The organism is Alteromonas sp. AMM-1, assembly GCF_047290655.1.
Lineage (GTDB): Bacteria > Pseudomonadota > Gammaproteobacteria > Enterobacterales > Alteromonadaceae > Alteromonas > Alteromonas mangrovi.
Map to the genome: position 1 here is coordinate 68,201 of NZ_JBLBUE010000007.1, position 8,184 is coordinate 76,384.

The window sequence follows — 8,184 nt, forward strand, 5'->3', positions numbered from 1 at the left end:
CGATGTGCCAGTGGCACAAAGTAGGAGTGGATGAGTGTCGGGTTCGGAAGTTGAAAACGAACAGGATCTTGCTACCCAGCAGTTACATGACGCGCGAATATTACTAGCCGGCACGCAACTGGCCGGGCGCTTTACAATTAAAAAACAGCTGGGGGCCGGCGCGCAGGGTCATGTTTATCAGGTACATGACGAGCTTCTGGCTGTAGACGTTGCAATTAAGCTTTTACCCACCCAACTCAGTGCTCCTCAGCAACTTGAACAAATCCGCCACGAAGTTAACCTTGCCCGCCAGCTACAGCATCCTAATATTGTGCGTGTTCACGATGTATTTTGTGATAGTACGTCGCTGTTCTTCACCATGTCACTCATTGAAGGCGAGCCCCTGCTTGCCCGCATCCAACAGCCGGTGTCAGTTGCCGAATACCAACGCTGGGCAGAGCAACTGCTTGACGCCATTAAGGTATGTCAGCAAAAAGGCATTTTTCACGGTGACATTAAGCCAGACAACCTGCTGATTAATGCGAATAATGACTTGGTATTAATCGATTTTGGGATCGGCCAGCACACGAGTGATATCAGACAACAAACCAGTGGTCATAGTGAATATTCAGCGCCTGAAGTATTGCAGAGCGGAATTACCAGTCAAACGGCCGACCTGTACAGTGTTGGTATAGTGCTGAAGCAAATCATTGACGCCGTCCACGTTAACGCTAGTAAAAAGAAAGACCGGGCATGGCGAGAGACGCATAACCGATTTATCGCTACGCTGACACATCAGCATGCCAGTCAGCGCCCATCACCTGACGCTGCGCTGGATACCTGGCATACTCTGTTTTCTGATCCCCTGACACGTAAACGCGTTGAATTACCCTTTGGATGGTTAGTCGCAGCCAGCGTATTGGCTGTGCTTATTGTAGCGCTGGTGTCATGGCAGTACCGCTCACCATCAATCGATATCCCGGCCAAAACACTGCGTGTCGGCTTAATTGCTGATCATACTTATGCGCCAACCAAACTACTGGCTAACCTGCTTGAGTACCCGGTAGAAGCCTCACAAAAAATCGCCCTGGCAGACCGGCATGCTATAGAGCAACTGATTACCAACCTGGGTCTCACACCCGCCCAATCCGCGGATGATCGCAACACAATAAGCACTTCGCTTGGCATCGATATTTTACTGTTACTGGATGCGGCGCCCTTATCAGAGTCACAATATCAGGTATCCGTAGCAGCTGTCCTCATGCCTGCAAACCAATACCTCTTTGAAGTAAGCAATACGGTAAGCAATGCGGGACTAGGAGAAGGTGTTGCCCAGTTGGGCAAACACATTACCGGGCAACTATTGGATGCCATTGAGCAACCTGGTGCTGCGCCTGATTTAAGCTATCTGGAGAATATTGCATCGGTTATAGACAGCAGTGCGGAAGCCACACCCGAGATTCAAATTGCACAACTGCAAAAGCGTTTGCCTGACTATCCGGGGGGCTGGTTAAAAGGCGCAGATTTAGCGTTTCAGAACGGAGATTACAGTGCCGCCCAACAACAACTGTCGGCCTTGTTTGCGCTTACAGACAGTAATGAGTACTGGCAACTGCGCGGAAAAATAATACAAGCCGAAATCACCGATGATTTGGATCTCGCCGTTCAGGCAAGTGAGCGCTTGCTGTCACTATATCCAGAGCACGTAGAAGTATTGTATGCAGGTGCCCAAATCGCTGAGTGGGCAGATGCCCCTGCAAAAGCCATGGCGCTGTACCAGCAGGCTCTCGCCATCAATCAAAACAATCCACAACTGTGGTTTGAACTAGGCCGCTTGAATATTATTCAGGGTAATATCAGTGAGGCGTTAGCCGGAGAATTAACCCAGGCATTGGTGGCTGCCAGACGACTTGGCGACACGCAGGCGGAAGGGCTGATTCTGAATGCCTTTGGTGTAGCGCATTTACGGTTGGCCGACTACGCCCAAGCAGAACGGTATTTTAGTGATGCACTGGTACTTCGCGATGCCAACAATATGCCCGAAGACCGGGCAACCACACTGGCCAATCTCGCTAATGTGGCGGCCATCAACGGCCATTTCGACAAAGCGGAAGAGGCGCTACACGAAGCCTCTGAGCTATTGAGCAAGCTGGGCAATCTCACTCAGCAGGCTCACATCATTGACACGCTTGGTTTTATGTACGAGGAAAAAGGGCGTTATCAGAAAGCACTGGAGTATTATAAACAAGGTCTCGATTTGCGAACACAGTCTGACGACACCGCTAAACAAGCAGAGAGTATGTCTAATGTGGCGTACATGCACTTTCTGCTGGGAGACTATTCCCTTGCCGATATTTACTGGAATCAGGCCTTAAATCAGTTTGAACGAATCAACGATCAAGCTCATCTTATGCGTACCCATCAGAACCTGGCATTAATGAGTATGGTAAAAGGCGATCGCCGGGCCGCAGCCAAGCATTTAATCAAGGTAGACACCCTCCTTTCGGTTAATCAAACTCAGGAGCAAATGATCAATCAGCTGTTCTACAGCTATCTTAATTTTGCGCAAGGCAAGCTCAAAGAGGCAACGCGGAATGTTGACGAGGCCAGGAAACTTGCCGAAAAATCCAACGACAGCAGAGCACTACTGGAAGTGTATTTATGGCATGGTGAAATGTGCCTGCGCATTACTGACTGGGCATGCCTGTCTGACCAATTGGCGTTAGCCGCCCCCTTCATTACTGACGACATGCTGGAATACTCAACGCTGTTTGGCTGGCTTAACAATGCCTACGCGCTCGAAGTAAACCAGCTTAATAGCAACCTGATCCAACCTTTTATAGACAATCTGCCCTATGGGCAAATCCCGTTGACGGTTGAACTCAAGGTACTCTTGGATCTTCAGGAAAGATTAAAGCTGCCTTCAAACAGTGAGCTGATGTTACGTGCCAACCAGTTGGTGAAACCCATTTACTATCAGTCTTACATGCAGTGGTTATACTTAAACAGTGAACAGGACACGGAGGCCTTAAGAAAACTTAAGATCCAGTTACAGGGACACCCCGAACACTGGCGTAATCATCTGTACCTGACGCGATTCACCGATGAATACTCCAGGCAACAGCAAAACATGGCGTTGCAACAGTGGCGTAGTCAGCTAAGTGCTGAGCAGGCCAAACAGTACGAGGCACATTACTTTTGACTAGCAAGCACAACGAGCAAGCGGCCTTAATTGAACGTATTCAGCTGCAGCAGGAAGAGCTTAAACGCCGTTTGGATGAAGAACAGATTAACCTGCGGGAATTAGCCCGCCGGCTGTGGACACAACAGGAAAGTGAGAAAGCGCGCTTGTCCCGAGAATTGCACGACGGCGTGGGGCAACTGCTCACAGGACTTACGCGTCGGTTACAAGGTATAGCGAGCAACCAGCCTGAGTTCACCGAGCTCTATGATATTGCCGAAATGGCATTGGCTGACGTCCGCCAGTTGTCTCGCATGATGAGCCCAACCATTCTTGATGACCTTGGCCTCAAACCCGCACTTAAATGGCTGTGTCGCAACTTGTTCGAAGCCGAAGGAATACAGTATGCTTGTGATATTAACCTGAAGGGTGACATCCCCAAGGTGCAGGCCATTCTGGTATTTCGAATCGCACAGGAAGCGCTGGTAAATGCGCTTAAGCACAGTCGGGCCGACACTATTACTGTTAATCTTGCTCAGCATCATCAGGTGTTACGGTTGGACGTAATTGATAACGGCGTTGGGTTTGACGTTGAGAATATAGAGCGAGGCATCGGTATGTCCAGCATGCTCGACAGAGCCAGTGCCTTTGATGCAGAGTTAACTTTTCAGGCACGCCCTCATCAAGGCACTCACATTACTTTAACGGTAGCGTTATGACGATAAAAATAGTACTGGCAGACGACCACGTGCTGATGCGACAAGGGCTTAGCCAGGTATTGAATGCCGATCCCGGTATCGATGTTATTGGAGAATGCGGCGATGGCGTTGAGCTTATTGAGTTGGTAATCCGGCTAAAACCAGACGTAGTGGTAATGGATATTTCCATGCCCAGAATGAGTGGATTGGTGGCGATCGACAAGCTGCTGGCGCAGCGCCCCGACTGTAAAATTCTGGTGCTTTCCATGCACAACGAACTGGAATACATAGAAGCTATGCAAGATGCCGGTGCCAAAGGTTATGTATTGAAAGAATCATCAAGTGACGTATTAATTGACGCCATCCGCAGTATTTATCATGGCCGCACCGCGTTTATTGCCGCACATCAACGAAATGATACCGGGAAGCCTGCCAGAGTCAGTCCGGTTGCTGCGCTGACACGCAGAGAGAGAGAAGTGTTTTTTCTTGTTGCTGCCGGAAACACCAGCAAGCAGATTGCAGAATTACTTACCATGAGTTTAAAGACCGCAGAAAACCACCGCAGTAATATCTATAAAAAACTCAATGTGAGCAGTTCAGCTGAATTGATTCGACTCGCAGGTAAGGCTGGGCTTTTGGAATAATTCCAATTCGTATAGAAGCAGTGTTACAAGGAATAGATATAAAGAAACAGGGCCAGCGATGCTGACCCTATTAGTTTACGATGAAAAATTTTGCAAGAATGTCTCATCGCTGAGGAACATTTCTGTTAACTACTTCCGTGGTTCACATATTACAAGTTACTCAAATTGGTTACCGAGAATGCTGCTTCGCCACGTGTTACTGCTGAAGCAGGCTTAAAACGAGCATGAAGCTTGGGCTCAAAATCGAATGGCCCTTGCGTGGTATATACTTCAACTGTCATAAGACCAGCCGCCAGTGCTTGTTGCACATGCCCGCGCAGAGCAGGATCAATCAGATGTGAATCTTCCAATTCGATAGCTTCACCAAACACGATGGCGGTTACCGTATCAGCAGAGTTGAAGGCTTCAGCTTCACTTTGCAGACCCAAAGCCTGTACCAGTGAATACGCTAACTCTTCTTTGCTTACCCTGCCTTGCGGGTGAAAACTACCTGAGCCTGCACCGGTCATTACGGGGGCGTCACTCATTGTAAGGTCAGACAATACACTGCCTGATGTCGTAGCTGAGTTAATTGCTGCATTAAACTGGCTGCTGCCGGTATCAGAATACGCCGTCATATTACCGATTTGAGCCTGGCGAAGATTGGCGGCCAGCGTCAGTGTATCGGCAAGCTCTTCACGGGTGAGGTAGGCATCAGGTGCAAAACCATCACCACGTGCATCCATTAATTGCTTACTTACTACGTTCTCAATAAACGATTGAGCCGGATGACCTACCGCGTCATCAATACCAGAGAAGCCTGACGTGACTAACAGACGCACGTTCACATCAACCGTACCGGGTACACCAATCCCATTGGTAACGCCAAGCGGATCAACCGACACACCGCTAATGCTGCCGATACCACGAACATACAACTTCCACGTACCTGGCATACCTGGCGCCGATGTCCCTACTGAGGAGCCCAGTACCGGTAAGCCAATCCCCGATCCGTAGCGGTTACCTGCTGGATCTTCCAGCACAAATGCAGTTGCAGATTCAATGGACGCGCTGGCAACCACCAGAGACACATCCGGGCCTACCTCAAAAGTTTCAACCGGCGACTCTCCAACCGGCAGGTAGGTCGCTTGCAAGGTAAAAGCATCGCCCTCTGCAACATTGGCAAAACCGTTAAACTCACGGTCTTTCTTCACGGTATCGCCGAACACTTCAACACCCTCTACCACAGCACGAACGGCCGCATGTGCGTTGATATAGCCAGCACCCACTTCCCAGGCTTCACGGGCTGCCATTGGCGTAGCCGTTTGCTGGACAATACTTTTTACTTCGCGCCAGGACATTGAGGGATCTGCTTCCAGCATTAACGCTACAATGCCCGACACATGCGGTGCAGCCATCGAAGTGCCACTTGAAACTGTGTAGTAAGGTAAATGCTGAGGCTCGATCATCTCTGCGTCATCAGTAGCGCTTAACGCGCCTAAGCTCGACAGAGAATCGCGTGCCGAGATGACATCGACACCAGGGGCGGTAACCGTTGGGCGGTCTTCCCATGTATAGACCTCACCATCGACAACGACCTCTCCACCCTTGCCGCTAACACCACGAGAACTGAAGTCAGCAAGCTCGCCGTTTTTGTCACCCGCAGCAACGGTAATTACCCATGGTGCCTTCTTGAAGTTCCCCGTAATGGTAGACTCGCCCGAACCAGAGTTTCCTGCTGAAAACACGGTAATTACGCCGCGATCTGCCAACATTTTAGTAGCAATGTTCGTAGGGTCGTCCGGATTGAATTCGGTGCCAACATCACCGGTATTACCAAATGAATTGGAAATTACACGGATGTTGTAGGTAAATTGATGTGTTAACGCATAGTCAAAACCGCCCAGCGTATCCAGAATGAATAAACCTGCGCCCGAACCATAACCAATGATATCAGCGCCGGGAGCAACACCCGCATGCAAACCTGAACTCATTGCACCATTTCCACCTACAGTACCCGCAACGTGTGTACCATGTCCGCCCAGAATATCCGTATTGATCACATCTTCCTGATACGTGATTGGCAAGATGCTGCTAAAGCTGTTCAGGTTAGTTTGTGCCAATACGTTTTGTACAACGTGGTCTGGGAATGACAGATCACCGTGTGTGCCGTCGATACCGGAATCATTTACTACTACGCCAATCCCGCGACCTGAATACGGAATACCGTTATTGCGCAGGCTTCTATCTGCTTGCATAGCCTTAACGCCTGTAATTTGCGTAGATTCATAGTTTTCAAACGTCAGTTCATCGTTGTTCCATACCGACACAACGTCTTCACGTTTATAAAGCGCCTCAACCTGCGCTTTAGTAGCAAGTACGCCTATAATTGGCATACTCTTCATGCTGATACCCGTTTCTATGCCCAGTTCGCTAAGTGCGTTGATTTGGGCAGCGGTGGGGGCGCTATTACCATTAAAGGTAACGATTACCTGTTGCAGTTCAAATGGAGACTCAGCAAGCCTGGCCGCTAGATCTGCATCGAAAGTTTTTGCGTTTACATAAGAAGCAGGTAGCGCCAACGCTACTGCTGAAGCTAATAAAGTTTTACGATTAAAATGTGTCATGAGCTTTACCCCTTGTCATGGTTACAGCTTCAGTATTGGCTAATTCCTATGCAGCCTCTATGGGGAGTTCCCCCTAGAAATGCGCCTGTTCAAACAAAATCACAGATTTCCCAACAGATTGTTTTACAGACAAAAAAAAGCCCTCACGCTGAGGGCTAAAATGAAGAAGAGGAACACGGGTACTTCTTCATGAGACTAACTGCGGCGGCGTCTTAATCCGGCAATTGCACCTAATCCGGCCATTAATAAACCCAACGCCCCTGGTGATGATACAGCTGGCGAGTCAGCCTCGATGACGGTTGATGTCAACTCAAACAATGCTTCAGTACACAGCATGTTTTCGTTGTCGTAATAACAGGTATCATCGCCTACCGAACCGTATTGTCCGGTTACTAGGCTAACGTCGCCAACAGTGATTTGAAAACCTTCATTTGGATTATCGCCAAAAACCAGATTACCGATGGAGAATGAAAAGCTATCGGGATTGGTTAAATCAGCTATTCCAGCATTGAACGTATAGAGGGGCCCATCCATAGCAACAAGTAAATCAAGCAGTGCATCACTACTATCGTTGTAAACAAAATAGCCGCCAATCCTATGGGCATCGCTGAATGTTTGAGTATTAAAATCATACCGAATTACCCCAGCAGTAGTACTTGCAGACATTAATAATAACGACATTAAAACAACAGACTTCATCTCACACCTCGGATACTGTCGAATAGATGATCTAAAGGTAATGAATCAGGGGGGAGGTCGATATAGGGGATTCCCCCCAGACTGCTGAGCGGACCGGAAAAAAATATGTGTTTTGAGAAAACAAAAAAGGCCGCTTACGCGACCTTTTTCTATGATACTTAGCGGTATCTAAGATTAAGCAAGAATCTTAGCTACAACGCCTGCACCTACTGTACGACCACCTTCACGGATTGCGAAGCGCAGACCTTCGTCCATCGCGATTGGAGCAATCAGTTCTACTACAAACTTCAGGTTGTCGCCAGGCATTACCATTTCTACGCCTTCTGGCAGCTCTACAGCACCAGTTACGTCAGTTGTACGGAAGTAGAACTGTGGAC

Annotated in this window: 5 protein-coding genes and 1 pseudogene; 3 read left to right on the forward strand and 3 right to left on the reverse strand. The window is 48.7% G+C overall.

Annotated elements, in window-relative coordinates; genetic code table 11:
• Window positions 1-34 precede the first annotated feature (34 nt).
• From ACLR2L_RS03060 to ACLR2L_RS03070, 3 genes are read left to right on the forward strand one after another with little or no spacing between them, the layout of a single operon-like run.
• Complete coding sequence (locus tag ACLR2L_RS03060; protein ID WP_413365582.1) at window positions 35-3,181, forward strand: protein kinase domain-containing protein; 3,147 nt, start codon at window positions 35-37, stop codon at window positions 3,179-3,181.
• Window positions 3,178-3,879 carry a sensor histidine kinase gene (locus tag ACLR2L_RS03065; protein ID WP_413365584.1) on the forward strand — a complete coding sequence of 234 codons (702 nt, stop codon included), beginning with the start codon at window positions 3,178-3,180 and terminating at the stop codon, window positions 3,877-3,879. The genes ACLR2L_RS03060 and ACLR2L_RS03065 overlap by 4 nt, the downstream gene beginning before the upstream one ends.
• Window positions 3,876-4,502: a response regulator gene (locus ACLR2L_RS03070; RefSeq protein ID WP_413365587.1), complete on the forward strand. Its 627-nt coding sequence runs from the start codon at window positions 3,876-3,878 to the stop codon at window positions 4,500-4,502. The genes ACLR2L_RS03065 and ACLR2L_RS03070 overlap by 4 nt, the downstream gene beginning before the upstream one ends.
• 149 nt (window positions 4,503-4,651) lie before the next feature.
• Here ACLR2L_RS03070 and ACLR2L_RS03075 read toward each other — a convergent pair whose 3' ends face one another.
• From ACLR2L_RS03075 to tuf, 3 genes and pseudogenes are all read right to left on the reverse strand, one after another.
• On the reverse strand, window positions 4,652-7,108 hold the full coding sequence (locus ACLR2L_RS03075) for a S8 family serine peptidase (protein WP_413365589.1): 2,457 nt from the start codon (window positions 7,106-7,108) through the stop codon (window positions 4,652-4,654).
• Window positions 7,109-7,303: 195 nt separating this feature from the next.
• Window positions 7,304-7,807: a VPLPA-CTERM sorting domain-containing protein gene (locus ACLR2L_RS03080; RefSeq protein ID WP_140959612.1), complete on the reverse strand. Its 504-nt coding sequence runs from the start codon at window positions 7,805-7,807 to the stop codon at window positions 7,304-7,306.
• 174 nt (window positions 7,808-7,981) lie between these two features.
• Window positions 7,982-8,184, reverse strand: a pseudogene (gene tuf / locus ACLR2L_RS03085) (elongation factor Tu); the annotation flags it as partial.